The following is a 25,103-nucleotide window of genomic DNA, read 5'->3' on the forward strand; positions in this document are numbered from 1 at the left end:
ATTAGAATAGAAATGGTTAATAAACGCATAGATTGATAAAAAGTAAAGGGCAAATCCCTTATGAGAATAAGGAATATTATCATTTTTGTTACTATTTTCTTCTATCTTTATATATAAATTAGGAGGGAATTTATGACTACAAATAAGGACTACATTCGTTATATCCGGGGAAAAGTAGGGCATGATTTAATATTTCTTAATTTTGCTGGAGGTATTGTTTATAACGAACGAAATGAAATTCTTTTACAAAAACGGCGAGATAGAAATGAATGGGGTCTTCCAGGTGGTGCTATGGAACTTGGAGAATCTCTTGAAGAAACCGCTAAACGAGAAATATTTGAGGAGACAGGATTAAATGTTGAAGTTGAACATCTTATAGGTGTCTATTCTAAATATTCTGGTGAGTTTCCGAACGGAGATAAAGCTCAGACTATCACTCATTGTTTTCAATGTAAGCCAATTGGTGGAGAACTTACTGTAGATGGTATTGAGACTTTGGATTTAAAATACTTCCCAATAGACCAAACGACTTAAGAACATAAAATCAAATTTAGATGAGCAAAGCTATTTCAAGTGAATAGAATCCCTTCTTTAAGAATACATAAAAAATATATATACAAGCGTAGTCTAATCACTACATCATTGGTGAAAGTAGAATTCTATAAATTTTTTGGAGGAAGAGATATGCAAAAAAAGGTTCTCCTGTTTACAGATTTAGGGATTGATGATGCCTTTGCTATACTGTACATCTTTTTTCGTAAAGACATTCAACTTGTAGGAATTGTGGCCGATTATGGAAATGTATCAAGAGAAAATGTAATAAGAAATATAAACTATTTAAAGTACATTGCGGGAAGAAAAGAAATACCTGTATTCCTTGGTGCTTCTGTACCGTTGACAGGTATATTAATTCAGTATTTCCCTGAGGTACATGGAAAAGTTGGATTAGGACCTATTATTCCACCTGAAATTTCATATCCAGTTTATCCTTTAAATGATATTTATCAAATTATAGAATCAAATTTAGAAGATCTTACTATTATCAATTTAGGAAGACTTTCTTCGCTAGCTACGACTTTTGTATTAAATTTAGAAACAATGCGAAATGTAAGAGAATGCATTTGCATGGGGGGAGCTTTTTTCTATCCAGGTAACGTAACTGCTGTGGCTGAAGCTAATTTTTACGCAGATCCTTATGCAGCAAACTTAATTTTACAGCATGCAAAGAACTTGACGATTATTCCTTTAAATGTGACTCAACATGCGATTGTTACACCCGAAATGGTCCAACAAATTGATGCATTTCATCGGAATACACAGGATCTTGCAGGACTCATCATCAAACCTATGTTAGATTATTATTATAATTTCTACTCCAAGTCTAATCCTGGTATAAGTGGAAGTCCTATGCATGATTTTGTAACGGTGTGGTATTTGCTGAATCAAGAGGCTGTTAGTCTTTCAAGGGTACCCATTAAAGTAATTCCTGATCAAGGGGAAGGATTTGGTCAAAGCATTGCAGACTTTCGTTTTGTTACTAATCCAGGCTATAAAACGCATAATGTAGCTTTTCAGTTTGATTATGAATGGTTCAAGAAGGATATTATGGAAACGTTCCTAAAGAAGAGAGTGTAACAGACTTTATTCACTTTACTTAACGTATAGGAATCCGACTTTTTTAGGTTGAAATTCTCTAACATATAAAGCTTCCTAATTGTTGGTACATTAAACTTTTAACTTGATGACTATGTTATTCTACCCCATTCTATACAGTTACTCATTTTTAATGTGTTGTGTAACTCAAAAGAGGAAGTGTTATGAAGCTATGAATATCAAGGGCTGTAGCATTTAAATTAGTTACACAAAATATAAGATATGGGTAAGTGAAGAAAAGGTATAAAAAAGGAGCGTAGTTTGTCCAATAGATGTAATGCTCTATTACTATTAAGTTAAGAAATTCATTGTTTCCGATTAATTGCATCCGTTTTTTGTGATTGTTATTGATTTTAAAAAATAAAAAATCGCCTTATTAAAGGCGATTCATTTTGCATTCTTTTGATAAATAAATATCTTTTAAAATTAAATACAATGTTCTACATTAACATGTTTCTGGATCTTTGTCTTTTTTTCTAAGACCAAATAATCCTAGTAGTCCCAATAAACCAAGCCCAATTATTATTTTTATTCTGATTATCATTTAAATCATTTGTCGTATTTACATTTCGAGTTCTCACATCATTATTAACTCTATTCATGTTATAGTCATTAACTCGAGTTGTAATTAGTACGAAACGTTCATAAAACCATTTTTAATATACATGATAATAGTATAAACTCTATATTTCTTTTAATAATTTAAGGTTATATATTTTCTGCATTAGCCGCTTTTAACCACGCTTCGTAGAATTCTGTAACTGATGCATACCGTTCTGCTCGATTGTTATTTACAGCACGATACGCTACCTCATATAATTCCTTACTTGCTTCCCATTTTATAAAAGAACGATCTTTTTCACCGCCTAAAAGTGAGAAAGCCATTGCTCCCATATTAAATACATTTGTTCTTTCATCAATTGTTGCGTTTAGTTCAAATTCCTCTGGTGACATAAAACGGGAGGAACCCCATAGCCGGCCCATTTTATTTATGTAAGGTTTCTTACTGTATAAATCTATATCACAAATTTTTGTCTCGTTTGTATTAAAATTATATAGAATACTACCGTCATAAAAATCTATTGCTACATAGTTTTTCTTTTCTACATAAGTATGGAAAGAAAAAAGGGAATGTAAGGAATGAATTCGTTCTATAGCAGATAAATGTCTAAATTTATAAAATGGTGAGTTTGGATTTTTATATTTTTCAGGAGGTGGGAAACTCCAATGCGAATGAAGACATTCACCATCAAACCAATCGAAAATTAATACATATCCAGATTGGACTGGAAAATGATCAATTAGTCTTATGAGCGATTCATGCTTTAAATCTTCATAGATAGTAACTGAATTTTTTAGCCTTTTAATAGCGTGACCCGTTGTTCCTTCAAATGCAATTGTTTGTGCTCCTGCGTATTTGATAAATTTCTTATGCCCATCTTTTTCTATACCAAAACTTATATTACCTGAGTCTTGCTGGTCAAAAACTGCAAATACGGTCCCTAATTTAATAAGCCAATCAAAATTATGATATTCTTTTAATTGGAATGTTACGTTATTTAACTGAATTTCCACGGAATTATCTTTCATAGATTACCTCACATTTAATATAATTATGTTGTATATTCCACTATTCGACATATTTTATGGAAATCCTATGCTAATAATATAAAATTTTATAAATATAATGATAAACACTTATAAAGAGGTGAATACAATGGATCAACAAATTGTTATTAAAGCATATCAAAAAGACTGGGTTGAAGAGTATATAAAAGAAAAAGAGAAATTCTGTTCCTTGTTAGGACAAGAAATAATTGCTGTTGAACATATAGGAAGCACAGCAGTAGAAGGATTAGGAGCTAAACCTCTTATTGATATGATGATTGGCGTAACAGACTTACAAATTACTGAAAACTGGATTGAAATTCTATCGGAAATTGGATATGAGTTTGTTCCAAAAGATGCAACCAATTGGCGTTTTTTTAGAAAGGGAAAATGGAGAGCGGGTACTCATCATTTGCATATTTATATTTATAATAGTGACGAATGGAGAAACAATATTTTATTTCGGGACTTTCTAATAAGCCATGAATGGGCACGTAAAGAATATAGAGAATTAAAAGAGATGCTTGCTATTACATATGCTTTTGATCGTGTTTCATATACAAAGGCGAAAGCGCCGTTTATTCGAAAAATATTAGAATTGGCTAGAACTCAATAAATTTATAGATTCTTATCTAATTAGTTTTGAAACCTCTTCCTATACTTTTTATAGAGAGGGGATTTTTTTGGGAAAAATATATAATTTCTAATTATTGGAGGCAAACTATTTTATTTATTTTGATATTTCTAGTACATTGGAAATATTAAGGGGGAATTAAGCAATGAAAGCTATTGTACATCAATATAAAAAAGGATTAGAGGGATTAGAATATAAATTTTCACCTGAGATAAGTCCTAATGCAGGTGAAGTAAAAGTAAAGTTAAAAGCTGCAGGATTAAATCATAGAGATTTATTTATTATAAACAATAGAAAAGAAATGGATCTACCATTAGTAATAGGGTCAGATGGCTCAGGAATTGTTACAGAAATAGGAGAAGGAGTTTCAAGTATTACACTACATACAGAAGTTATTATTAATCCTAGTATTGGATGGGAACATGCTACTGAAGTACCGGAGTTACCGGAAGTGCTAGGCGGACCGAAAGATGGGACGTTTGCTGAATATGTAATTGTACCGGCTGAAAATGTAGTAGAAAAGCCGGCATATCTTACTTGGGAAGAATCAGGTGTTTTATCTTTATCCGCATTAACAGCATATAGAGCACTTTTTACAAAGGGTAGATTGAAGTGCGGTGAACATGTTTTAATTCCGGGAATAGGCGGTGGTGTAGCTACATTTGCCATGTTATTCGCGAAAGCAATCGGCGCAAAAGTGAGTGTTACTTCAAGGGTAGAGAATAAAAGGGAACTTGCTGAAAAATATGGTGCAGATATTTCTTTTAATAGTACCGGAAATTGGGAAGAGAGCTTACAAGGTGAAAAAGTAGATTTAATAATAGATAGTATAGGCCCGGCAACTTTCTTGAAATATTTTGATGTATTAAAACCAAATGGAAGAATCGTGAATTTTGGTGCAAGCTCAGGAGATAAAATTGAATTACCATTACGCGCATTATTTTATAATCAAATTGATATTATGGGAACATCCATGGGTAGCCGTGAGGAATTTAATGAGATGATAAAGTTTATTGAAAAATATCAAATTAAACCAATTATTGATAAGGTTTACTCGTTAGAAGAAGCAATTAGTGCACTAAGCCGTATGGAACATGGGGAACAATTCGGAAATATTGTACTTCAAATGAATTAAAAAATATGATTTTGCAATTAGTATATTTAAATGAACATGTTATGTATTTCAAACATGAAAAAAATACGAACCGCCTTATTATAAAGGCTTACCGGCTTTTTACATAAATAGCGTATAAAATTTGTTTTATAATTGTCACATGAGTAATAGTAAAATGAGAATTAGATGAAAAAAGTTTAAGCCTATTTTCATAATGGTATTGTATACTGTGTAAATCAAGAACACTTGTATGTAAGGAGAGAGTTTAATGAATTACACAGTATTTCAGTGGTTTAATAATTTTGCTGATTCATCCAAACTATTAGATACGTTAATGATTACTATTACAAATAGCGCTGCATACGTAGCCGTTCTATTTATGTTTATCTTATGGTTTAATAATGGAAAGAAAGAAAAGGCAATTAGAAAACAATATACAGTTTTATATACGACGCTTTCGGTTATTATTGCATTATTAGTAAATGTTCTTATACACGCGGTATATTACCATCCGCGTCCGTTCGTATCACATGATGTACATCAATTAGTACCACATGCAGCAGATTCATCATTCGTTAGTGATCATTCTGTACTTGTATTTTCAATCGCCTTCGTATTTATTCTTAGAGGAGAAAAACTGAAATATATCGCGCTATTATGGGCAGTACTAGTCGGTATATCACGTATGTACGTAGGTGTTCATTATCCTTTAGATATAATTGGTGCAGCATTCTTAACACTTATTACGAGCGCTTTAGTAATGCAAAGTACACGTATGTTTGAACCAATAGCGAAACTTGTATTCAAAATGTATGCATTAATAGCGAGACGAATTCCTTTCTTAGCGAAATATAACCATATCGCATAATTTCACTATAAAAAGTTTCCCTTTGGACATCCAGAGGGGAATTTTTTTTATAGGAAATACGAAAAGAGTTTAGAGTGCTCTGTAATCAAGTTGTACTAATTAATATTCTGAAATTTCACGCACCGTATTTTAAATATATAAAATAATGACACAAAATAACAAAAGTTAGTTTTGCATTGTTTTAAAGGAATTAAAAAAAAAACTTCGAAACATATAGTATCGCAAACAAAAACTACAAATTTTAAAACGGATCTTCGTACGAATCCATTCCAAAAGAGAGGAGATAAGTATGCAAAAACTCCAAACGAATAAAGGCGCTCGATATATGATGATTGCTTTTATTGTTTTGTTTCTTATTATGATTTTGCGTATATTCTATATTCAGGCAGTAGGAGTGGTGCATAATGTGAATGTAAAGGATCTCGCGAATGAACAACATAATAAAAAAGGTGTTTTAGAAGCGAATCGTGGCACTATCTATGATCAAACCGGAAAGGTGTTAGTACAAGATTCTACAACGTATCGAGTTGTGGTGAATTTAAAAGGAAAAGATAAAGTGAAAAATAAAGATGAAACCGCACAACAATTAGCCGATGCGCTTGGAATTGATAAAGAAGAAGTATTAAAAAACTTTCATGAAGGGCGTACACAAGTTGAAATTGGAAAAATTGGTCGGAATTTATCTAGGGAAACGAAAGAAAAAATTAATAATTTAAAAATACCAGGTGTATCTTTTATGTCGGAAAAAGCAAGAGTGTATCCGAATGAAGACTTCGCATCCTATATACTTGGTTTTGCTAGACCAGATGATAAAGGGAATACGGAAGGAAAGTTTGGACTGGAAAAGAGTTTGGATAAATATTTGCGCTCTACAAACGGGAATATAGAATATGTGGGTACACGAAGGGGAATTCCGCTTACGAATGATATAGGTAAAGTAGAGCCTGCTAAAAATGGGAATAACGTATATCTAACGCTTGATAAACAAATTAATAGCTTTTTAGAAGAAGCGATGAACAAAGCACAAGAGCATTATGATCCTTCTATGTTAATTGGAATTATTGCTGATCCAAAAACCGGTAAAGTTTTAGCAATGTCTAGTAAACCTAGTTACAATCCTAATGTAGGTGATATCGAATACTTTTTAAATGACCCGATTGCAAATGCATATGAACCAGGTTCAACAATGAAAGTTTTTACGTTAGCAGCTGCCATTAATGAAGGGGTATATAACGGAAAAGAATATTTTCAATCTGGAAAATATTCCGTTGGTTCATCTGATATAAAAGACCATAATGGTGGATTTGGATGGGGATCAATTACATTTGATGAAGGATTTGAAAGGTCATCAAACGTAGCTTTTTCTATTTTAGAAGATCAGTTACTGAAACCAAATAAATTTAAGCAATATATGAATAAATTTGGATTCAATCAAAAAACAGGGATAGATTTACCTGGAGAAAGGAAAAATACTTTATTATTAAATACACAAATTCAACAGGTTACAACTTCTTTCGGTCAAGGTTCTACAGTAACTCCGATTCAATTAATCCAAGCGGCTACTGCTATAGCAAATGACGGGAAAATGATGCAACCATATATCGTTGATAAAGTTGTAAATCCAACAAACAAACAAGTTATTATGGAAAATCAACCGAAAGAAATTGGGAATCCGATAAAAAAAGAAACAGCGGACAAGGTTAGAAGCTTAATGGAGCGTGTTATAACATCTTCAAAAGGAACTGGTACAATGTATAAAGTGGATGGTTATCCAATTGGGGGGAAGACAGGAACAGCACAAATCCCGAATCCTGAAAACGGCCGATATATGGAAGGGAAAGATAATTATATTTTCTCCTTTTTAGGAATGGCTCCAATTGATGATCCGGAGTTAATCGTATACTTAGCTATTAAGCAACCAAAGTTAAAAGGAAATGAGTATGGAGCTCAGCCTCTTGCTGAAATATTTAAACCTGTTATAAAAAACAGCCTTGAATATTTAAAGGTGAAACCGTATACAGAAAAACAAATAGCTGATGCAACGAAACAATCTCAATTAAAAGTACAAAATTATGTAAATCAATCGATGGGTACAGTAGAGAAAAGTATAGAAAAAGAGAAGCTACAGCCAGTAATTTTAGGAGAAGGAAAAATAATAAAACAATATCCACAGTCTGGCGAGGTAATGAGTGAAGGTGATCGTATATTTTTATTAGGGAATAACGCACAAATGCCAAATGTAAAAGGTTGGTCCATGCGTGATATTATGTATTTCTCCAAGCTTTTGAAATTAGATTTGAAAACTTCTGGCACGGGTTATGTAACGAGCCAAAGTATTGAAAAAGGACAAGATTTACGAGAAGGAGATACACTAGAACTAGAATTAGAACCACCGTTACAACCGTTAGCTGAGGCAAATACGAATTAATTCGGGCATTTGGAAGGAGCTATATGCAAATAGCTCTTTCTTTAGAGTTGTAAGTAATTTCACGCACCGTAATTTTTAGAAAAAATAATAAATAAGAGAACTAACAGTGACACGTTATTAAATATCTGATTATTGTTTATTTACAGTTAAATGTATATGTGATAATATGGAAAAAATAAATGCAGTGAAGAGAAGAGTAAATAAAATGAATTTTTCACAGAGAGCTCCATTTAGCTGAAAAGGAGTAAAAATTCTTTATTGAACCAAGCCTCTGAGCAGCACATCGGAACCTATTATTAGGGGATGGTGTGACGGGAGCTCCCGTTATAGAGCTAAGGTATAAGCATGAAAATAATGCAGTACCTGATAAGGTTAATATGGCGACATATTAATAAACTAGGGTGGCACCGCGATGATAAATCTCGTCCCTAAGACTAAAAGTCTTTGGGGTGGGATTTTTTTATTGTTTTAAAACAATTTGGAAAGCGGGGGCCAAAAATGAAGAACTTACTTAAAGATTGGAAATATCCTTTATTACTACTGTCCGGAGTTGGTATTGCGAATTTAGGTGCATGGATTTACTTAATAGCGCTTAATGTACTAGTTTATAATATGGGTGGCTCAGCCTTAGCTGTTGCTACTTTATATGTAATAAAACCATTAGCCACTTTATTTACAAACGCTTGGTCTGGGAGTATGATTGATCGTTTAAATAAACGGAAGTTAATGATTCACCTCGATATATATCGTGCGTTATTGATCGCTATTTTACCTTTTCTTCCGTCACTTTGGATTGTTTATGTATTCGTATTCTTTATAAGTATGGCCAATGCAATTTATGAGCCAACTGCTATGACGTATATGACGAAATTAATTCCAGTAGAGCGAAGACAACGTTTCAACTCACTACGCAGTTTAATAGGATCTGGTGCATCACTAATTGGACCAGCAGTAGCGGGGGGATTATTAATTGCAGGTACACCAGAGTTTGCTATATATATGAATGCTATAGCATTTCTCTTATCAGGATTAATTACATTACTTTTACCTAATCTTGATAAGAAAGAAGCTTCGGATACAACAAGTAATACATTATCTCTTACAGTATTAAAAAAAGATTGGAACACTGTTATAAATTTTAGTAGAAAACATGTGTATGTCGTATGTGTGTATTTCTTATTTCAAAGTATGTTCGTATTAGCAACCGCTACTGATTCACTTGAACTATCGTTTGCGAAAGAGGTATTACTACTAACAGATAGTGAATATGGTTTTCTAGTTAGTATAGCTGGTGCAGGATTTATTTTAGGTGCCATAACAAATACAATTTTGTCAAAGAAATTAGCACCTTCATTTCTAATTGGAATAGGATCATTATTCATCGCAATTGGTTATTTAATTTATGCTTTTTCAAATATATTTTTAATAGCTGCTATTGGATTCTTTATTTTATCTTTCTCTATGGCATATGCAAATACAGGCTTTTATACGTTTTACCAAAATAACGTTCCCGTTCATATAATGGGACGGATGGGAAGTATATATGGACTTGTTATTGCGTTAGTAACAATCTTTATTACAATATTATCTGGTGTTGCGACTCAGTTCATTTCTATACAACTTGTAGTTATTGTAGGTTCATTGATCATGTTATTTATTACTATCGTCTTGTGTGTGTTTACTTTATTCCCATCACAATCTAAGTTGTATTCTACTGAATCAATAAAGTGAAACTTTAATCAGGGGGGCATCCCCCACTGATTATCAGCCCTCACCAATCGGGCTTTTACGGGCAGCAGGGTCCCCACTTAACTTCTTTGCTTTCGCTGAATTTTGAGATGGGGGTCCTACTGCCCACAAATAGCGGAATACATTCGAAATGAACTTTGTGTTCTCATTAACAATTTATCGTATTTATAAAAGGGTTCTTTCCCCTTTATATGGAAAAATTAATAAGGGGAAAGAACAATACCGAAAGACAAGGGTGGTTGTCGTGATAAAAACAAAAGATGAAATTAATAAAATTGTAAAAGAAATACAAAAGAAAATAGATTTCTCTGGGGTAGTTTTAGTAAAAAAAGAAAAAGACTTAATCTATGAAAAAGCAATGGGTTACGCAAACAAAAGTGAATGTATAAACAATACGATACAAACAAGATTCGGCATTGCCTCAGGATGTAAAATTTTCACTGCAATTGGAATTTGTCAACTTGTTGAAAAAGGTGTTATTTCTTTTCATACAAAATTAAAGGATTGTCTAGAGATAAAACTTCCAAACTTCGATGAAGATATTACAATACATCAACTACTAACGCATAGCTCTGGTATACCAGATTATTTTGATGAAAGTATTATGGATAACTTCGAGGATCTTTGGAAACAAACACCTATGTATCTATTAAAGAGCTTAAAAGACTTTTTACCATTATTCCAAAACAGTAATATGATGTTTGCACCTGGGAGTAAGTTTCACTACAACAACGCAGGTTTTATCATACTTGGATTAATAATAGAAGAACAGACGGGACTTACATTTACGGAGTATATAGAAACAAACATTTTTAATTCGATTGGCATGAATGATTCTGGCTATTTTTCGTTAGATAAATTACCAAGACATACAGCTCTAGGATATATAAAGGACGAAACCAACCAAAATTGGAGAACAAACGCTTACTCTATACCAATAAAAGGAGGGGCTGATGGAGGTGCATATGTTACTGCACCAGACATGTTGAAATTTTGGGCGGCACTATTTAATAATGAAATTTTAGGAAAGGAATATACAAAGTTACTTTTAACTCCCCACATTCATGTAAATGATAAACAGTCTTACGGATATGGAATATGGATTGAAACACGAGAAAACAAGGTATTCAAATATCATGTAATGGGATATGATCCAGGCGTCAGTTTTCGCTCGGCCATATATCCAGAATTAGGAATCACTTTAGTTATTCCATCGAATAAAGGGGCAGGACCTGAAAAATTAATGACAGAAATAGAAAGAGCTTTTTAATTATATGGATATAAAAGAAGAGATACGAAAATAATTTAAACGGGTTTATGATTGTTTCTGTTCTGGAAAATATTTTAGTTAACTAGGAACCCTTTATTTATTAAATAAGGGGTTTTTGTAATTCTGCACAATTACATATGTTTATACGGATTTTTAAATTAAAAAAATTACTATATAATTGTAAATTTAAATTATTAATTCATATGAAAGGATGTGTTAACAATTTGTATATGATCAACGGTAGTTTGTTTATTATTTTAGGGGTTATTTGTTATTTAATTGTACGCGGAATATTAATTGGTACCAAAAATAAAAAACATATGATTTGGTGGAAAGAAATAATAAGTTTTTTATTCGTGGTCTACATTTGTATGGTTGTTACAGTAACTTTATTCCCTTTACCAATCGGTTTTCCTTCTAATATTGAAAATCTGAATCGCTCGGTCAATATAATACCATTTGCATCAATTATTAAAGACATCAATCAAATTGGTAGTGCTTATGATGGGGATGCCCTATTTATGATTGGTCTTATTGTAAGAAATGTAGGCGGGAATATTTTATTATTAATGCCTTTAGGATTTTTAGCACCAATTTTATGGGATAAATATAAAAAGTTCAAAAATACTATTTTATTAGGATTTACTATATCAGTTAGTATCGAATTACTACAATTAATTGAGTCTTTATTTAGTGGAGTAGGACGAATTACTGATATTGATGATGTGATCTGTAATGTTATAGGTTCTATTATTGGATATTGTATTTATATTATCTTTTTAAAAGCCATTAATAAATTTAACATTCGAGTGTTGGGTAAAACTAATTCTAAAGGTGTGGAATTAGTTGATAAATAGGAGTTTAAACGAGTTATTAAAGGCGTACGAGTAAAAAGTACGTCTTTTTATTTTTATAAATAATGCTTAAGACTGATGAGAAATCACATTTTCCAACTTACACTTAAAAGTAGCTATCGTATTTCAAGTATGGAATGAAAAGAGGAGAATATATTTTTTAAAGATAAACAAGTTTATAGGAGGATTCTAAATGGATATTTTACTTGTTGTTCTTATTATTGTTTTGATGCAAAGTAAAGAACGAAAAGTGAAAATAAACCGTATTTGGCTCATTCCGGCTTTGTTGTGCTTTGTAACAATCCAGTCCATTATTCATATGGGACAAATAACTTTGCTGCAAGGACTACTGTTTGTTGTAATGCTTGGAATTGGCTTAGGTCTAGGGATTATACGGGGAAGAGCTTTAACATTTCGATTTGATAGTAAAACAGGTCATGTACTCCGAAAAGGAAATTGGGTAAGTACAATAATCCTTCTTGTTATTTTAGGAGCAAAAATTATGATTAAACAAAGTATGTTTTCTGGTAGTACGCACCAGACATTAATGGTTGTAACAAATGCCTTTTTATGTATTACATTAGGCACTGTGATTAGTAGACGTTATTATATTTGGAAAAAATATAATGAATTAACACAAAAAACGTAAATGCATTCACCCCTTGTTTAACATTGCTAAGAACGGTAATACTAATTAACATTGAACTTTTACAACAAGGGATGATAATATGATATACATTTACACAGACTTCGGCGGTACTCATACAACTTCACTTGCTGCAGCGTATCATTTAAATAAATTACCAACGGATCGTAAGTTAACGAAAGAAGAAATTTTGAATGTAGATTACTTTAATAAATTGAAAACAGAAGATATGGGAAAAATTATTTTTCATGGAATCGATGAACATGGTCATCCTGTATATACGATTGGATGTGGCGCATCAAAAGTTGTTGTACCAGCGATGAAGCATTTAGGAGAAATCTTGCAAAAACATTATCAAAGCCATGAAAAGATTATATTTTCTAACACATCACCAACAGTGCCTTTACCAATGACTTTCGGTGGGCTGTTTTCTAGAAGGTTCCATATCGATTTTATTGGCGTACCGTTACTCGTATGGGGAGCAAAAATTTGCTGTGATAATATACAAAGACTTGTTAGTTATACAAAAGAAGCTGGAAGATTAACGAATGATTATGTTGTAATTTTAGATAATGAAACTTTTAAATAGTATATGATAAGAAGAAAATCGAGCAAATTCCTTGATTTTCTTTTTTATTTGTGAAATAGACAAGAAATAGTCACATTTAATATACATCTACTATAGCCAAAACAATAAAGTCCTGTTACTATTACAGGGATATTCTCTTTTTATAACATAAATATATAGAAAAATTAGAAAAGAGGAATTGAATTAAGGGAGGAACAACATGAAGCGTGTTGCTTGGATTACTGATAGTACAACTGCGAATTTTAAAACAGAAGGAGATAACTTTGTTATCCCAATCGAAGTTATTATTGATGGAATGTCGTACAAAGATTGTGAAGAAGGTGTACGTGAACGTGTTTATAATGCGTTAAACGAAGGTAAAACAGTCACTACTTCACAACCTAATATTGGGGAAATGGTAGAGTTATTTACGAAATGCAAAGAAGAATATGAAGAAGGATTTGCAGTTGCTATTAGCGGAAAAGTAAGTGGAACCTATCAAAATATGAAGCTAGCTGCAGAAATGGCAGGTTTTCCATTAACGGTATTAGACAGTGAAACAACAAGTTATCCAATGGATGAACTAATTAGAAAAGCGAAATCGTTATACAATGATGGTATGACTTTACAAGATATACACAAAACATTAGTAGATGAAAAAAGAAGACCTTTCCACGTATTCCCGAAAAGTTTAAAAGGCCTTTATGCAAGTGGTCGTGTAAAGGGCATTCAATTTTTACTTGGAAGTTTATTAAGTGTTAACTTAATATTAGAAGTAAAAGGTGGAGAGCTTTTACTTGAAAAGAAAGTTCGTAAAATCCAAAAATGTCGAGAATATATTAAAAATGAACTTGAAAAAGAATTACCAAAAGTACTTCACATGTTCCATGCTAATGATAAAGATGGAGCCGAGGAATGGATTGCAGATATTAGACAAGCATTCCCTGAAATGGATTTCAAATTATATCCATTACCAATTTCATTTGCGGTTCATGCAGGTGAAGGTACAATAGCAATTAGTTATTAAAGTAAAACCCGTGAATTATTTACGGGTTTTTTATTTAATTAAAATGAAATGTGATCTCGACATATCTCCATCGAGGTTAGAAATCGATGGTCGAGCTACCTTCTCATAGATAACTGTGGAATGCCTTTTTTATGACTTATCCAATTATTTCTTACAAGATTTAAGGAGGATTGAGTTGAAAATGAATTGATTAAAGTGTAAAATTACACTAAATAACACATTAGTTACTTTTGAGGGGGAAGTAAAGTGAATAAGGAGCATGCAATTGAACTTATTTCAATGAAAATAAAGTTAATACGCACTGAAAAAAGATATACACAAGATAAAATGGCTGAAGTTCTCGGCATATCAAAAAAAACGCTTGTTCAAATTGAGAAAGGGAGAACGAATGCAGGTTGGACCAACACTGTTGCTATTTGTGCATTGTTTAGAGATAGTGAAGTTTTACAGAATACTCTTGGGGATGATCCATTAGTAGTAATCGAAACAATGGCCCACAATAGCACTAACAACTTCAAAGAAAAAACATTGGGAGGAAAAGTCTGGTGGAAGCAGATTCAAGAAAAAGGGAACTTTCGCTTACAACAAAATCTAATTAGTCAGCATTATCGTATTCTAGACAGACAGGATTACCGTTGGTTTAATTCGTTTGATTTAGAAGAAACGCTAAATCAACTTAATAAATTAGCAACGAATTCAGAACATCAAATAACCAGAACTACAATGAGCGAAAATAAATAGGAGGAAATTACATATGATCATCTTGCATTTTCTTTGGATTTACTTTATGCCAATTTACTGGTTATGTGGATTTATAGGTGGAATCTATTTAATTATTGCAGGTATCAAATATCTTAAATTACTTGTAAGTGTAATGGGATTACTTTGTCTTACCCTTGTCGTGTTACCTATTGTTTGTTGGGGGACAGGGATTAATGCGGAATTTCTTCTTACACCCGTTTCCAACTTTTCACTATTCTCTTTAAGTGGGTTAATAGCAGGATTTATTGGATTGTGGTCAAAAATTAAACGCATAAGAAATATGGGATTTACTATTTTTACTTGTGGAGTAATAGGTGCCCTATTCTATTATTTAATGTCTATACCCGATTCATACTATATAGGATAGTTTTTCAAAACTCAGTTCATTTACAAACAAAAGGATAGTGAAACAGGAAAAACATTATTTCTATTCTTTCTGTCTAACTTATTAAATAAAAAGGAGGTGCTATAGAACTGGTAGCGTTTCCTTTTTCACATGAATCATTCACCTATCAGATAGGTTGCGCTCCAGTACGTAGTAGGTAGCATATCAATAACTAGCTATAATTTCTACATTCTCTGACTTTAAATGATAAAGGAGATGTTATCACAGTTGTTCCTGCAAAGAAAAAATGAATAGTTGTAGTAAAAACATTCTAGAATACAGAAGCTTAGGAATATTGGATATAAAATATGATAAATACGAGGCATAAGCCAGTTTACAATTTTTATGTCAACACTACAAACTTGACATGTGTGTATTTCGTTTTGCACTGTAAATCATTCATATTAAGTAATAGAATTGTAGAAATATATAATAGAATATTCGCACTAATATTTATACAGCTACAATCTATTTACATATAAGGTTATTGGGATTATATTGAAAATGAAAGAGAAAACAATAGATGGAAGGGGATGTTTTTTATGTTTAAAAAAGCAGCACTAGGGATTTCATCGTTAGCAATCACAGCGTTCGTCGGATTAGGAATGGCAACAGAAGCTTCAGCTGGACCAGCAGCACCACTTACTTCACTAAACGTCGTACAAGTAGAGTCTGAGCTAGGCGGGGTAGAAACAATTAATCAGAACAGCTTCAGCACATCGCGTAACCACGGGGGAAAATATTTATATATTACAACGAAAGAAATGGGCTATGGCCAAAACCCATTTGCTAAAATGAATGGTTCTAATGTAAAAAGTATTGATTCCACTATAATTGGCGGAAGACCAATCGTTGGCTGGTATTATAAATGGGATGCTTCTGGACACCAACAAGGAACGTTTGAGTACCAAAAGACATCTATAAATTCACCATTTAATACAATGCGTACATCAATTTATATCCAATAATTTTGAAAGCGTTCGCACATATAGAATAGTAAAAAAGGTACTTCTAGGAGTACCTTTTTTTGATTTGAATCACGTTCATCTATATTTACAATCCTGATTTCACAGCAAAAATACTTACCATAAAACAAAATCCTTAAACGTCTATAAAATTAATATGAACGCGTAGTACAAGTCCGCTACAGTTAAAGTACGTAACTTTACATATTTCAACTCAATGAAGAAGGAAGAAACTGTAGTACTTACGCCACAGTTTTTAATTTATCCATGAACTCATAGTTTAATTTTAAGTTTTTTAGATATATAGACATAACCGTACTACCTGCTACCCTTTTTTTAAATTCAAGATTAAAAAGAGTAGCTAAACTTATATAAGCTTAGCTTGATGGATATGTGGCGGAACTCTAAAATTAATTACATCTTTTTCATAATATAAACAATTTTATATAGGGAGATGAAAGGATTTTTTAAAATAATAAAGAAGTATGTATAAACAAATATATAAATGGTAGTGATTAGGATGAAAATCAGTAAGTTTGCAGAAGTAAATAATGTAAGTGTAGATACGATTAGACATTATATGGATCTCGGACTCGTTATTCCTGAGAAAAAAGGAAGTCACTATTTTTTTGACGAGTATTGTCAAAAGGATATAGAACTTATATTAGAGTACAAATGGATAGGGTTTAGCTTGAATGAAATTAAAGAACTGTTTCTTTATAAAAATTTAGGGAAATCCTTAGACTATGAAAAGGATATTTTTTATCAATCTATATTTAAAGTAAAATATGAAAAGATTGAACAAGAGATAAAAACCTTAAAGGAACGAAAAGATAAATTAAAGAAAACGTTAAATAATTTATCTATAGAAACTGAAATTTCGAGTTCAATTTTAGGGGTAGATTTAAAAGTACTTCATTTATTTAAATGTGTTAAGTGTAACGGAAATTTAATTCTTGAAGATGGCATTATTAATAAAAATCAAATTGTTGAGGGGAAATTAATTTGTAATTGTGGTGAAGAATACGCGATTACTTCCGGAGTTTTAACAGCTGGAAAATTATTTGAGGTGTATAAGAGGAAATCACTTGAAGATTCTATTTCAGATTATATCCATGAAACGGATACTGCTTTTTTGGAAAATGTTCAAAGAGGAGGAGAATGGGCGAAAAAGAAACTAATGCAATTAGATTTAAATGAAAAAATACTACTTGATTTAGGGTCTGGTATTGGGTTCTTTTTACGAAATATTTATGAAGAACTACCGGAAGAGTGTTTATATATTGCTGTTGATCGTGATTTGAATAAACTTTTACTTTTAAAAGATGTAATTGAGAGAAGAAATTTGAAAAGAAATATTGTATTTATCTGTGCTGACTTTCTAAACATTCCTATTCAGAATTATTCTGCTGATATTGTAATTGATCAATCAGGTACAAGTAATTATAGTTTTGAACATGAGGAGTTTTTATTACGCGAATTAAATTACCTTTTTAAACCTAATTGTTATTTATTAAGTTCATTTATTTTATTTAATAAATTCAGCATAAATAGCCAAATTGCACCTAGACTCCGAGAGAATTTTACATCTGCAAAAGTAACGAAAGAAATCCAAAATTTACAGTTTCAATCGATTGATGAAAGTACTTCAAATTATTTAAAACGAGGCGGAAAGTACGAGGATTTCTTTGTTCAAGGAGAAGAAATTTATACATATTCATTTTTCGGAAAAAGATGGGGTTAACTCCATCTTTTATTTATTTTCCCTTAAAACTTTTCAAATAGTACATATTGCTATTGGGTTGACCCAAGAACTTACAATGTACGTAACACAAAGTTAGGCAGGGGGAAAAGTGATGGGAAGTTTACGATTACATATAGAAAATAAAAAAAGAAACCAAGAACTAAGAAATATTTGTTTATATTCAATTGCAAAAACAGTATCACTATTTGGTAGCTCTATTTATAGTTTTGCATTAGGATTGTATGTTTTACAAATAACCGGATCTGCGTTAAATTTTGCAATTTCGCTCATATTAGGAACGATTCCAATGATTGTTATGAATCCATTTGCCGGTGTCATTGCTGATAAGGTTGATAAAAAGAAACTGGTTATTTGTATGGATTTACTAAGCGGATGCTTATTAATAACTGTTTATATATTAAGCAGCTATTATGGATTAAACTTATTTATCATTTATACTACTACCTTTCTTATGACAGTATTTACAACTTTTTTTGGAATAGGTTTAGAGGCCGTAAAACCGAATATGGTCACTAAAGAGCGGTTAATGAGTATTAATTCTATAAGTAAAATTATCGATTCTATATCTTTAATTCTAGGCCCTATGTTAGGGGGGATTGTTTTTGCAGTCTTTGATATTAAAATTTTTATAATTATAAATGGTATTTCATTTATCCTTTCGGCTATTTCCATATTGTTTATTAACTTTAAATTGTTTGAGCAAAACATAAATGAGGAATGTTCAATTAGAGAAATTAATTTTATTGAAGATATAAAGGAGGGATACTCTTATTTATTGGAGCGGAAACGCTTAAAAAATACTTTTAGTACTTTAATTTCTCTGAATTTCTTTTTAGGCTTTGCTGTAACTGTTCCGTTGCCATACATTATTAACACAGTTCTTAATCTTAGTTCTAAGCAATTTGGTATGATTCAAGGGACTTTCCCGATAGGTATGATAGTTGGTGCAATACTAGTAAAAAAGATAACTGATTGTTTTTCTTATTCTTATCTATTGAAAAAAATAAGTTTTATGTTGGCGATTTTTATGATAGTTTCAGGAATACCTGTTTTATTTAAACCTATTGTAGTAAATAATTTGGTATATGTTACTACGTATTGCATGATTATGTTCTTTTTAGGATTTATGATAGCACAAATTGATATTCCTTTAATGTATTTCATGCAAAATGAGATTCCTGAAGAATATAGAGGAAGAGTTCTTAGTATTGGATTAAGCTTAGGTAAAATAATGCAGCCAATAGCACTTGCAATATCAGGACTATTATTAAATTTCATTCCAGCCTACACGCTTCCCATTGCAGGGGGGATTGTATTTTTTACTTTGAATAAAATTTTAGCAAATAAGTTAAATTTAGAAATTCATTCAAAAGATTATAGTGTTTAACGTAACTTAAAAAGCGCAGGATGCTGATCCTGCGCTTTTTTATCGTAATTCAGCGGTTTTTCTAATGACAATCTTATCAATATCATCTTCTTCATCACCAATAAATAATCCGCGTTCTTTTAAATACGCTTCAAAATATAAATCTGCTTCAGCGCGTTCGTCATATGGCTTTACAGAGAGAACGAAACCTAATTTGTTTTGTTCTTCTAAATGGGAAGTGGAGATGTAAGCCGGTACATTATGGCGTAAAAAGAGTTCTTTAACTGGAATAATCATATCTTTCATTAATTTCGTTAGCATACCCATTTCAAACTCGAAATTAAAGCGATCTATACTAGATAAATCAGCGAATACTACACCGATAAAACCTGTATTAAATACTTCTTGATATTCTACATCTTCATCATGGCCGCCATAAAAATTCTTTTCGATTAAATAATTTACAAAATAAGCAACGCCATCACTTTGTTCAAATGGTTTCGTTGAAAGAACAAAACCAATTTTCTTTTGTTTATGTAAATACACACATGACATGTATGCTGAAATGTTATGTTCTTTAAATAAAGCACTTGTTGCTCCAGAGAGACCATCTAGTACGTGATGAACAATTTGAAGTTTTTTACGAGCGAAATAATAGGATTTCTTTTGTAACTCCAATGTATCAATAAAGACAGAGCCGATAAAGCCTGTATTTGAAATAATAGGTGCTTGCTTTTTTCTTCCTCTGCGCTTTAATGGAGCCATTGTTAAAATCATCCCTTCATGTACGTTTAAAATAAAAAGAACGTTTGTTCGTATATTTATATTTTACTATTAAAACGCTATAAAGTAAAGGGTTTTTGATGAAAATATAACAAAAAAGACACCTTATAAAAGGTGCCTTAAACGCTGTAAGGAATAGGGTTTACCCTAACTATTTATATTATGATACAGAAACAATCTCTTCTGTATCTTCTACATCTAAATGACAGTCCATAGTACGAACATCTTGATCTTCATGACTTCCGAAATAAATAGTAATTTTCATATGTATCGCTCCTTTATTCTAGGAATACCTAAAATAATTACTAGTAATGTTAATATTTATTATATACCACTTTTTTCATTCCGACAACGTTATATCATTTTTAATTATTTTAAACTATAGAGCACAATTTAAAGAGGTACTTTTTATAGAAAATGGTAAATTTCTAATATGTTATATTTAATATAGAAAAATTCGAGTGTTACTTTTTATGAAAAGGAGAACTATTGATGAATTATAAACAACAACTACTAGATAACTTTGCATTTAAAACTTCATATATTGCACAATTTGTGCCCGGAATGAGTATAAAAAAAACGAAAGATTATATTGCTGTTGATTGTGGATTACCTGCCGATACATTTAATATCATCACTCTACTAAACAATAATTTAACGGAAGGGATTGAGAAATTATATAAAGAGGTAGAATACTATTATCAAAGAAATTTTCCAATGAGTGTTTGGTTATGGGATGAGGAGCAAGAGCGGGATATAAAAAGTGAGTTAATTAAAATCGGTTTAAAAGAAGTGGAACAGAATATTGCGATGGTAGCAGACTTAAAAACAATTTCCCCAACAATAAACATGCCAGTAAGTTTTACTATTCAACAAGCATCTTCACCTGGACAAATAAATAAATTTGGAGAAACGTTAGCTGATCTATTCGGCACATCAGAAGAAGGTATACATGTACAAGCATTCTATAATCAAATTTCTAATCTTGATATATGTAACAGTGAGAATCTGAAATTATTTTTAGGGTTATATGAAGGTGAAGTCGTAACTGTTGGTTCATTGATATGTTCAAAAGATAGTATTGGTATTTATGACATAGCAACTAAAGAAGGAATGAGAGGACGAGGGTTCGGATCTGCTATGTTCAATTTCCTGCTGCAAGAAGCACATAAATTTAAAAATACGTATTGTGTATTACAAGCTTCACCCGATGGAATCAATATTTATAAAAAATCGGGATTTCAAGCTATCGGCAAAATGACTGTATTGGAAAATCGACATTTAATTGAGTAAATCATTCAAGTTAAATCGTCTTTATATAGGAGCTTATAAATCGTTATGAAAAAGATATATCTCGTTACAATAATTTGTACCTTTATAGTAATAAGTATCTTTGTTTTTCAGAAAATAAATGAACATAAGTATACTAAAGCTATTAATCAATCAAATCATATAAAAAATATCGCACATAGAGGTGCTTCTGCATATGCGCCTGAACATACAATAGCAGCATATCAATTAGGCCAACAAATGAATGGAGATTATATAGAAATCGATCTTCAAATGACAAAAGATGGACATATAGTGGCTATGCATGATGAAACCTTAAACCGTACAACAAATGGTACAGGGCTAGTGAAAGAGCATACATTAGAAGAAATAAAGCAACTAAATGCAGGTTCTTTTTTTAATGAAAAATATCCGAACTTAGCAAAGAAAGAATTTGAAAATGCAAAAGTCCCAGCATTAACAGAAATTATTGAAACGTTTGGGCATAACGCGAACTATTATATCGAAACAAAAACACCTGATGAATATCCAGGAATGGAAGAAAAATTATTAGAAATTATTAATCACTACGAAATACAGGATAAAGTTATTATTCAATCGTTTAGTGAAGAAAGTCTACAAAAGATTCATAGCTTAAATAGTAATATATCCATAGTACAATTATTACCTTATAAAAAAGCAGTTCAATTAACAAAATTAGAGATAGAAAAGTATAAAATGTACTGCATAGGTCTTGGTATGAATTACAAATATATTGATTCAGATTATGTAAATAAAATAAAGAAAAACGGATTAGAAGTTCATCCATTTACAGTAGATAATGAAAAAGATATGAAAAAGTTACTTTCATGGGGAGTCGATGGGATGTTTACTAATTATCCGGATTGTTTACATTCAATATTATTGGATTTGAAAAGTCATGAATAAGAAGTGTTATTCATAAAGGAAAAATTTACACAACCTGTAAAGAAGGCATGTAGCATATAAAAAGAAAATACCAAAAACCGCAACTGGAAGACTTAGGTTGTGGTTTTTTTATTACTTCGATTTCAACTTACAAAGTTTGAAGCTAGAAGTGAAAACCTTTTTAGCTGAATTGGCTTCCTATGTATTTGTACTTCGTATCGTTCTAGGTATATGTACAACCCGTGAGACGAGTTTTGCATAGGATAATAGAAAAGGAGATGTTGCATATTGAAATACCACAATAGAAATGTAAGTAATCTGAATAAATTAGCGGATAATACGAAAGCTGCAGCTTTTAAGTGGTATCAGTACTGTATCGACAATGGAATTGAAGTATTAATTTATGAAACAATCCGTACGGTCGAGCAACAACGTGAATATGTTCGTAAAGGAGCATCACAAACGATGCGCTCATATCACTTAGTAGGACAGGCATTAGATTTTGTTCCAATTCAGTCGAATGGTACAGAAGATTGGAATGGCTATAATAAAGAACCGTGGGCATCAGCAATTCGTTATGCTAAACAAATTGGCTTTGAATGGGGCGGTGACTGGAAAGGATTTGTGGATAGCCCGCATTTGCAATATAACTACAAAGGATATGGAACGGATACTTTTGGAAAAGGTGCTCAAAACGTAGTGACTCCTCCCACGTCGAATGATAGTGTAGGGGTTGCTTATATTAACGGTAGTAATGTAAATTTACGAAAAGGACCTGGTACTGGATATGGCGTTATTCGTCAATTAGGGAAAGGAGAGTCCTACAAAGTATTTGGACAAACAAATGGTTGGTTAAATCTAGGTGGCGATCAGTGGGTTTATAACGATCCATCATACATCCGTTATACGGGAGGAAATGTACCAGCAACTTCACAATCATCAAACGATGGTGTAGGTGTAGTTACTATAATCGCTGATGTATTGCGTGTTCGTACCGGCCCTGGAACAAATTACGGCATTGTGAAAAACGTGTATCAAGGTGAAAAATATCAATCGTTTGGATATAAAGATGGTTGGTATAATGTTGGTGGAAATCAATGGGTTTCTGGTGAATATGTTACGTTTGTAAAGTAAAAATAAGAGCCGTCCTGTTGGGCGGCATTTTATTTTAAATATTCATAGGACGAGCATTCATAATATTATTTGTAATACATAGAGTATAATTTTTCATTCTAATAATCAGAAAGTAATCAAAATGTAATTAATTTCAACTACGCTTTTTATATTTTTTTGATACACTGGCTACGAGGGGGATACCAATTAAGGTGGGTAAAAACCAAAACCATATTGGCGGAAGTAAATTTAAAATGGGAATATGGATGCCGATATTTACTAAAAGTGCGGTGACTGCACCAATATAAGAACCTAGCATACCTCTAATGTGGTGATGGAGCCAATTTTTCCAACGTTTTTTTCGTGCAAGGTATCCATAAATCGCAAATGAATAAGAGAAGATTGCTACATAAAATAAATATGCGATTTTATCCCAGTTGATAATGGATAATATTATTGCCGTAAGGGTAATGACAACATAGGATGCATGATATATTTCGCCCCATTCGGTATGTTTTCCTTTCTTCTTTTGGGCAACCATCGCTACAATACCAGTGATTAAGCATATTGTTCCAAATAGGATGTGTATGGTTAAAAGAATGTTAAAAATGCTCATAATAATTCCTCCTTTTTTATTTTTATAGTATTGTAGTATAGGAGAAAAGTTGAAAAATATAGTTAGTTCGGCTTAATATATTGAAATAAAGGTACTCCTAGAACAAAACCCAATGATTTAAATATTTAGTGAGATGATTATTATGTTAAATGAAGGAGAGACTTCTATGTTTACATCTATTACATATTTACAATCGGGCAATGAGAAACAACAAAAAATATATGATGTTTTGAATAGCCTAAACATAATGGAGGATTTAGCTTTATATAATCCCGTTCTTTGCGGGACAATCCCTATAAGAATTGATACTCCTCAATCTGACTTAGATATTGTAATGGAAGTATATAACTTTGATGTTTTTGAGCAGGAAATGAGATCTTTATATGGTTCTTATGGAGGGTTCAACATAAAAAAGAAAAAAATTAAAGGTACTGAATCGATAAAGGTGAATTTTGAATTCGAAGGTTTTGAATTTGAATTATTTGCTCAACCGAAGCCAGTGCGTAATCAAAATGCATATAGACACATGATAGTGGAACACATGCTATTAATGCAGCATCCCCATATAAGGGAAGAAGTTATTCGCTTAAAGGAACAAGGTTTAAAAACAGAACCTGCTTTTGCTCAAGTATTAAATATTGACGGAGATCCTTATGAAGAACTTATTTTATTAGGGCAGGAAATGAAATTGTGGTAAATAAGATACATAAAAAAATCCTCCAAAAACAAAAGA

The 25,103-nt window shown here is 31.8% G+C and carries 23 protein-coding genes, 2 pseudogenes and 1 other annotated feature; of the genes and pseudogenes, 21 read left to right on the forward strand and 4 right to left on the reverse strand.

Annotated elements, in window-relative coordinates:
* Positions 1-132: 132 nt before the first annotated feature.
* Together ACS2FK_RS17730 and ACS2FK_RS17735 are read left to right on the forward strand one after the other, a co-directional pair.
* A pseudogene (locus ACS2FK_RS17730) lies at positions 133-525 on the forward strand (NUDIX hydrolase); the annotation flags it as partial.
* Between the two features lie 159 nt (positions 526-684).
* Positions 685-1,635 carry a nucleoside hydrolase gene (locus tag ACS2FK_RS17735; protein ID WP_063547428.1) on the forward strand — a complete coding sequence of 317 codons (951 nt, stop codon included), beginning with the start codon at positions 685-687 and terminating at the stop codon, positions 1,633-1,635.
* 463 nt (positions 1,636-2,098) lie between these two features.
* Here the strand turns inward: ACS2FK_RS17735 and ACS2FK_RS17740 are convergent.
* Both ACS2FK_RS17740 and ACS2FK_RS17745 read right to left on the reverse strand, forming a co-directional pair.
* Positions 2,099-2,282 (reverse strand): annotated as a pseudogene (locus ACS2FK_RS17740) (WGxxGxxG family protein); the annotation flags it as partial.
* 79 nt (positions 2,283-2,361) lie between these two features.
* Positions 2,362-3,243 (reverse strand): protein kinase domain-containing protein, encoded by an 882-nt coding sequence (locus ACS2FK_RS17745; protein WP_063547429.1) that lies wholly within the window; start codon positions 3,241-3,243, stop codon positions 2,362-2,364.
* Between the two features lie 127 nt (positions 3,244-3,370).
* Here ACS2FK_RS17745 and ACS2FK_RS17750 point away from each other — a divergent pair, with 127 nt between their 5' ends.
* The 15 genes from ACS2FK_RS17750 (at position 3,371) to ACS2FK_RS17820 (ending at position 19,683) form a co-directional block, all read left to right on the forward strand.
* Positions 3,371-3,877, forward strand: coding sequence for a GrpB family protein (locus ACS2FK_RS17750; RefSeq protein ID WP_063547430.1), 507 nt, complete (start codon positions 3,371-3,373; stop codon positions 3,875-3,877).
* A gap of 163 nt (positions 3,878-4,040) precedes the next feature.
* On the forward strand, positions 4,041-5,030 hold the full coding sequence (locus tag ACS2FK_RS17755) for a zinc-binding dehydrogenase (RefSeq protein WP_063547431.1): 990 nt from the start codon (positions 4,041-4,043) through the stop codon (positions 5,028-5,030).
* A gap of 247 nt (positions 5,031-5,277) precedes the next feature.
* On the forward strand, positions 5,278-5,877 hold the full coding sequence (locus ACS2FK_RS17760; protein ID WP_063547432.1) for an undecaprenyl-diphosphatase: 600 nt from the start codon (positions 5,278-5,280) through the stop codon (positions 5,875-5,877).
* Between the two features lie 289 nt (positions 5,878-6,166).
* Entirely contained in the window at positions 6,167-8,305 is a 2,139-nt protein-coding gene (locus tag ACS2FK_RS17765; RefSeq protein ID WP_063547433.1) for a penicillin-binding protein, read from the forward strand.
* 175 nt (positions 8,306-8,480) lie between these two features.
* Positions 8,481-8,738, forward strand: a binding site (T-box leader).
* 65 nt (positions 8,739-8,803) lie between these two features.
* The gene (locus ACS2FK_RS17770) at positions 8,804-10,036 is read left to right on the forward strand and encodes an MFS transporter (protein WP_063547434.1); all 1,233 of its coding nucleotides are present in this window, start codon (positions 8,804-8,806) and stop codon (positions 10,034-10,036) included.
* A gap of 262 nt (positions 10,037-10,298) precedes the next feature.
* Complete coding sequence (locus ACS2FK_RS17775; RefSeq protein WP_063549322.1) at positions 10,299-11,324, forward strand: serine hydrolase domain-containing protein; 1,026 nt, start codon at positions 10,299-10,301, stop codon at positions 11,322-11,324.
* A gap of 224 nt (positions 11,325-11,548) precedes the next feature.
* Positions 11,549-12,181, forward strand: coding sequence for a VanZ family protein (locus ACS2FK_RS17780; protein ID WP_063547435.1), 633 nt, complete (start codon positions 11,549-11,551; stop codon positions 12,179-12,181).
* A 190-nt stretch (positions 12,182-12,371) separates the two neighbouring features.
* The gene (locus tag ACS2FK_RS17785) at positions 12,372-12,827 is read left to right on the forward strand and encodes a DUF1453 family protein (RefSeq protein ID WP_000353711.1); all 456 of its coding nucleotides are present in this window, start codon (positions 12,372-12,374) and stop codon (positions 12,825-12,827) included.
* Between the two features lie 79 nt (positions 12,828-12,906).
* Positions 12,907-13,413 carry a DUF3189 family protein gene (locus tag ACS2FK_RS17790; RefSeq protein WP_000639421.1) on the forward strand — a complete coding sequence of 169 codons (507 nt, stop codon included), beginning with the start codon at positions 12,907-12,909 and terminating at the stop codon, positions 13,411-13,413.
* Positions 13,414-13,612: 199 nt separating this feature from the next.
* Positions 13,613-14,419: a DegV family protein gene (locus tag ACS2FK_RS17795; protein ID WP_000831923.1), complete on the forward strand. Its 807-nt coding sequence runs from the start codon at positions 13,613-13,615 to the stop codon at positions 14,417-14,419.
* 246 nt (positions 14,420-14,665) lie between these two features.
* Positions 14,666-15,160, forward strand: a complete 495-nt coding sequence (locus ACS2FK_RS17800) for a helix-turn-helix transcriptional regulator (protein WP_001031006.1) — start codon at positions 14,666-14,668, stop codon at positions 15,158-15,160.
* Between the two features lie 13 nt (positions 15,161-15,173).
* A complete protein-coding gene (locus tag ACS2FK_RS17805) occupies positions 15,174-15,548 on the forward strand; it encodes a hypothetical protein (protein ID WP_063547436.1) in 375 nt (124 codons plus the stop codon).
* A gap of 560 nt (positions 15,549-16,108) precedes the next feature.
* Positions 16,109-16,534, forward strand: a complete 426-nt coding sequence (locus tag ACS2FK_RS17810) for a DUF4879 domain-containing protein (RefSeq protein ID WP_000472917.1) — start codon at positions 16,109-16,111, stop codon at positions 16,532-16,534.
* A gap of 517 nt (positions 16,535-17,051) precedes the next feature.
* Positions 17,052-18,275, forward strand: coding sequence for a MerR family transcriptional regulator (locus tag ACS2FK_RS17815; RefSeq protein ID WP_063547437.1), 1,224 nt, complete (start codon positions 17,052-17,054; stop codon positions 18,273-18,275).
* Between the two features lie 112 nt (positions 18,276-18,387).
* Positions 18,388-19,683: an MFS transporter gene (locus tag ACS2FK_RS17820; protein ID WP_063547438.1), complete on the forward strand. Its 1,296-nt coding sequence runs from the start codon at positions 18,388-18,390 to the stop codon at positions 19,681-19,683.
* A 39-nt stretch (positions 19,684-19,722) separates the two neighbouring features.
* On the opposite strand, the gene ACS2FK_RS17825 is transcribed toward ACS2FK_RS17820, so the two are convergent.
* The gene (locus ACS2FK_RS17825; protein ID WP_000035355.1) at positions 19,723-20,427 is read right to left on the reverse strand and encodes a hypothetical protein; all 705 of its coding nucleotides are present in this window, start codon (positions 20,425-20,427) and stop codon (positions 19,723-19,725) included.
* 510 nt (positions 20,428-20,937) lie between these two features.
* On the opposite strand from ACS2FK_RS17825, the gene ACS2FK_RS17830 reads away from it, so the two are divergent.
* The 3 genes from ACS2FK_RS17830 to ACS2FK_RS17840 all read left to right on the forward strand — a co-directional run bounded on the left by ACS2FK_RS17830 (position 20,938) and on the right by ACS2FK_RS17840 (position 23,775).
* The gene (locus ACS2FK_RS17830; protein WP_001107101.1) at positions 20,938-21,738 is read left to right on the forward strand and encodes a GNAT family N-acetyltransferase; all 801 of its coding nucleotides are present in this window, start codon (positions 20,938-20,940) and stop codon (positions 21,736-21,738) included.
* Positions 21,739-21,783: 45 nt separating this feature from the next.
* Complete coding sequence (locus ACS2FK_RS17835) at positions 21,784-22,662, forward strand: glycerophosphodiester phosphodiesterase (RefSeq protein WP_000725665.1); 879 nt, start codon at positions 21,784-21,786, stop codon at positions 22,660-22,662.
* 267 nt (positions 22,663-22,929) lie between these two features.
* Positions 22,930-23,775 carry an SH3 domain-containing protein gene (locus ACS2FK_RS17840; protein ID WP_000873741.1) on the forward strand — a complete coding sequence of 282 codons (846 nt, stop codon included), beginning with the start codon at positions 22,930-22,932 and terminating at the stop codon, positions 23,773-23,775.
* Between the two features lie 133 nt (positions 23,776-23,908).
* Here the strand turns inward: ACS2FK_RS17840 and ACS2FK_RS17845 are convergent, their stop codons facing one another.
* On the reverse strand, positions 23,909-24,370 hold the full coding sequence (locus ACS2FK_RS17845) for a DUF2306 domain-containing protein (RefSeq protein WP_053564312.1): 462 nt from the start codon (positions 24,368-24,370) through the stop codon (positions 23,909-23,911).
* A 166-nt stretch (positions 24,371-24,536) separates the two neighbouring features.
* On the opposite strand from ACS2FK_RS17845, the gene ACS2FK_RS17850 reads away from it, so the two are divergent.
* Positions 24,537-25,067: a DUF4269 domain-containing protein gene (locus tag ACS2FK_RS17850; protein ID WP_000495197.1), complete on the forward strand. Its 531-nt coding sequence runs from the start codon at positions 24,537-24,539 to the stop codon at positions 25,065-25,067.
* Positions 25,068-25,103: the final 36 nt, after the last annotated feature.

Origin of the sequence: Bacillus cereus group sp. BceL220 (genome assembly GCF_051776965.1) — a bacterium.
Classification (GTDB): Bacteria; Bacillota; Bacilli; order Bacillales; family Bacillaceae_G; genus Bacillus_A; species Bacillus_A cereus.

What these genes read in the sequence shown, in the direction of transcription:
- ACS2FK_RS17835 (WP_000725665.1), top strand. Translation starts at nt 21,784, where the DNA reads ATGAAAAAGATATATCTCGTTACAATAATTTGTACCTTTATAGTAATA.
- ACS2FK_RS17810 (WP_000472917.1), top strand. Translation starts at nt 16,109, where the DNA reads ATGTTTAAAAAAGCAGCACTAGGGATTTCATCGTTAGCAATCACAGCG.
- ACS2FK_RS17760 (WP_063547432.1), top strand. Translation starts at nt 5,278, where the DNA reads ATGAATTACACAGTATTTCAGTGGTTTAATAATTTTGCTGATTCATCC.
- ACS2FK_RS17795 (WP_000831923.1), top strand. Translation starts at nt 13,613, where the DNA reads ATGAAGCGTGTTGCTTGGATTACTGATAGTACAACTGCGAATTTTAAA.
- ACS2FK_RS17745 (WP_063547429.1), bottom strand. Translation starts at nt 3,243, where the DNA reads ATGAAAGATAATTCCGTGGAAATTCAGTTAAATAACGTAACATTCCAA.
- ACS2FK_RS17820 (WP_063547438.1), top strand. Translation starts at nt 18,388, where the DNA reads ATGGGAAGTTTACGATTACATATAGAAAATAAAAAAAGAAACCAAGAA.
- ACS2FK_RS17845 (WP_053564312.1), bottom strand. Translation starts at nt 24,370, where the DNA reads ATGAGCATTTTTAACATTCTTTTAACCATACACATCCTATTTGGAACA.
- ACS2FK_RS17735 (WP_063547428.1), top strand. Translation starts at nt 685, where the DNA reads ATGCAAAAAAAGGTTCTCCTGTTTACAGATTTAGGGATTGATGATGCC.
- ACS2FK_RS17830 (WP_001107101.1), top strand. Translation starts at nt 20,938, where the DNA reads ATGAATTATAAACAACAACTACTAGATAACTTTGCATTTAAAACTTCA.
- ACS2FK_RS17850 (WP_000495197.1), top strand. Translation starts at nt 24,537, where the DNA reads ATGTTTACATCTATTACATATTTACAATCGGGCAATGAGAAACAACAA.
- ACS2FK_RS17770 (WP_063547434.1), top strand. Translation starts at nt 8,804, where the DNA reads ATGAAGAACTTACTTAAAGATTGGAAATATCCTTTATTACTACTGTCC.
- ACS2FK_RS17750 (WP_063547430.1), top strand. Translation starts at nt 3,371, where the DNA reads ATGGATCAACAAATTGTTATTAAAGCATATCAAAAAGACTGGGTTGAA.
- ACS2FK_RS17825 (WP_000035355.1), bottom strand. Translation starts at nt 20,427, where the DNA reads ATGGCTCCATTAAAGCGCAGAGGAAGAAAAAAGCAAGCACCTATTATT.
- ACS2FK_RS17790 (WP_000639421.1), top strand. Translation starts at nt 12,907, where the DNA reads ATGATATACATTTACACAGACTTCGGCGGTACTCATACAACTTCACTT.
- ACS2FK_RS17765 (WP_063547433.1), top strand. Translation starts at nt 6,167, where the DNA reads ATGCAAAAACTCCAAACGAATAAAGGCGCTCGATATATGATGATTGCT.
- ACS2FK_RS17815 (WP_063547437.1), top strand. Translation starts at nt 17,052, where the DNA reads ATGAAAATCAGTAAGTTTGCAGAAGTAAATAATGTAAGTGTAGATACG.
- ACS2FK_RS17755 (WP_063547431.1), top strand. Translation starts at nt 4,041, where the DNA reads ATGAAAGCTATTGTACATCAATATAAAAAAGGATTAGAGGGATTAGAA.
- ACS2FK_RS17805 (WP_063547436.1), top strand. Translation starts at nt 15,174, where the DNA reads ATGATCATCTTGCATTTTCTTTGGATTTACTTTATGCCAATTTACTGG.
- ACS2FK_RS17785 (WP_000353711.1), top strand. Translation starts at nt 12,372, where the DNA reads ATGGATATTTTACTTGTTGTTCTTATTATTGTTTTGATGCAAAGTAAA.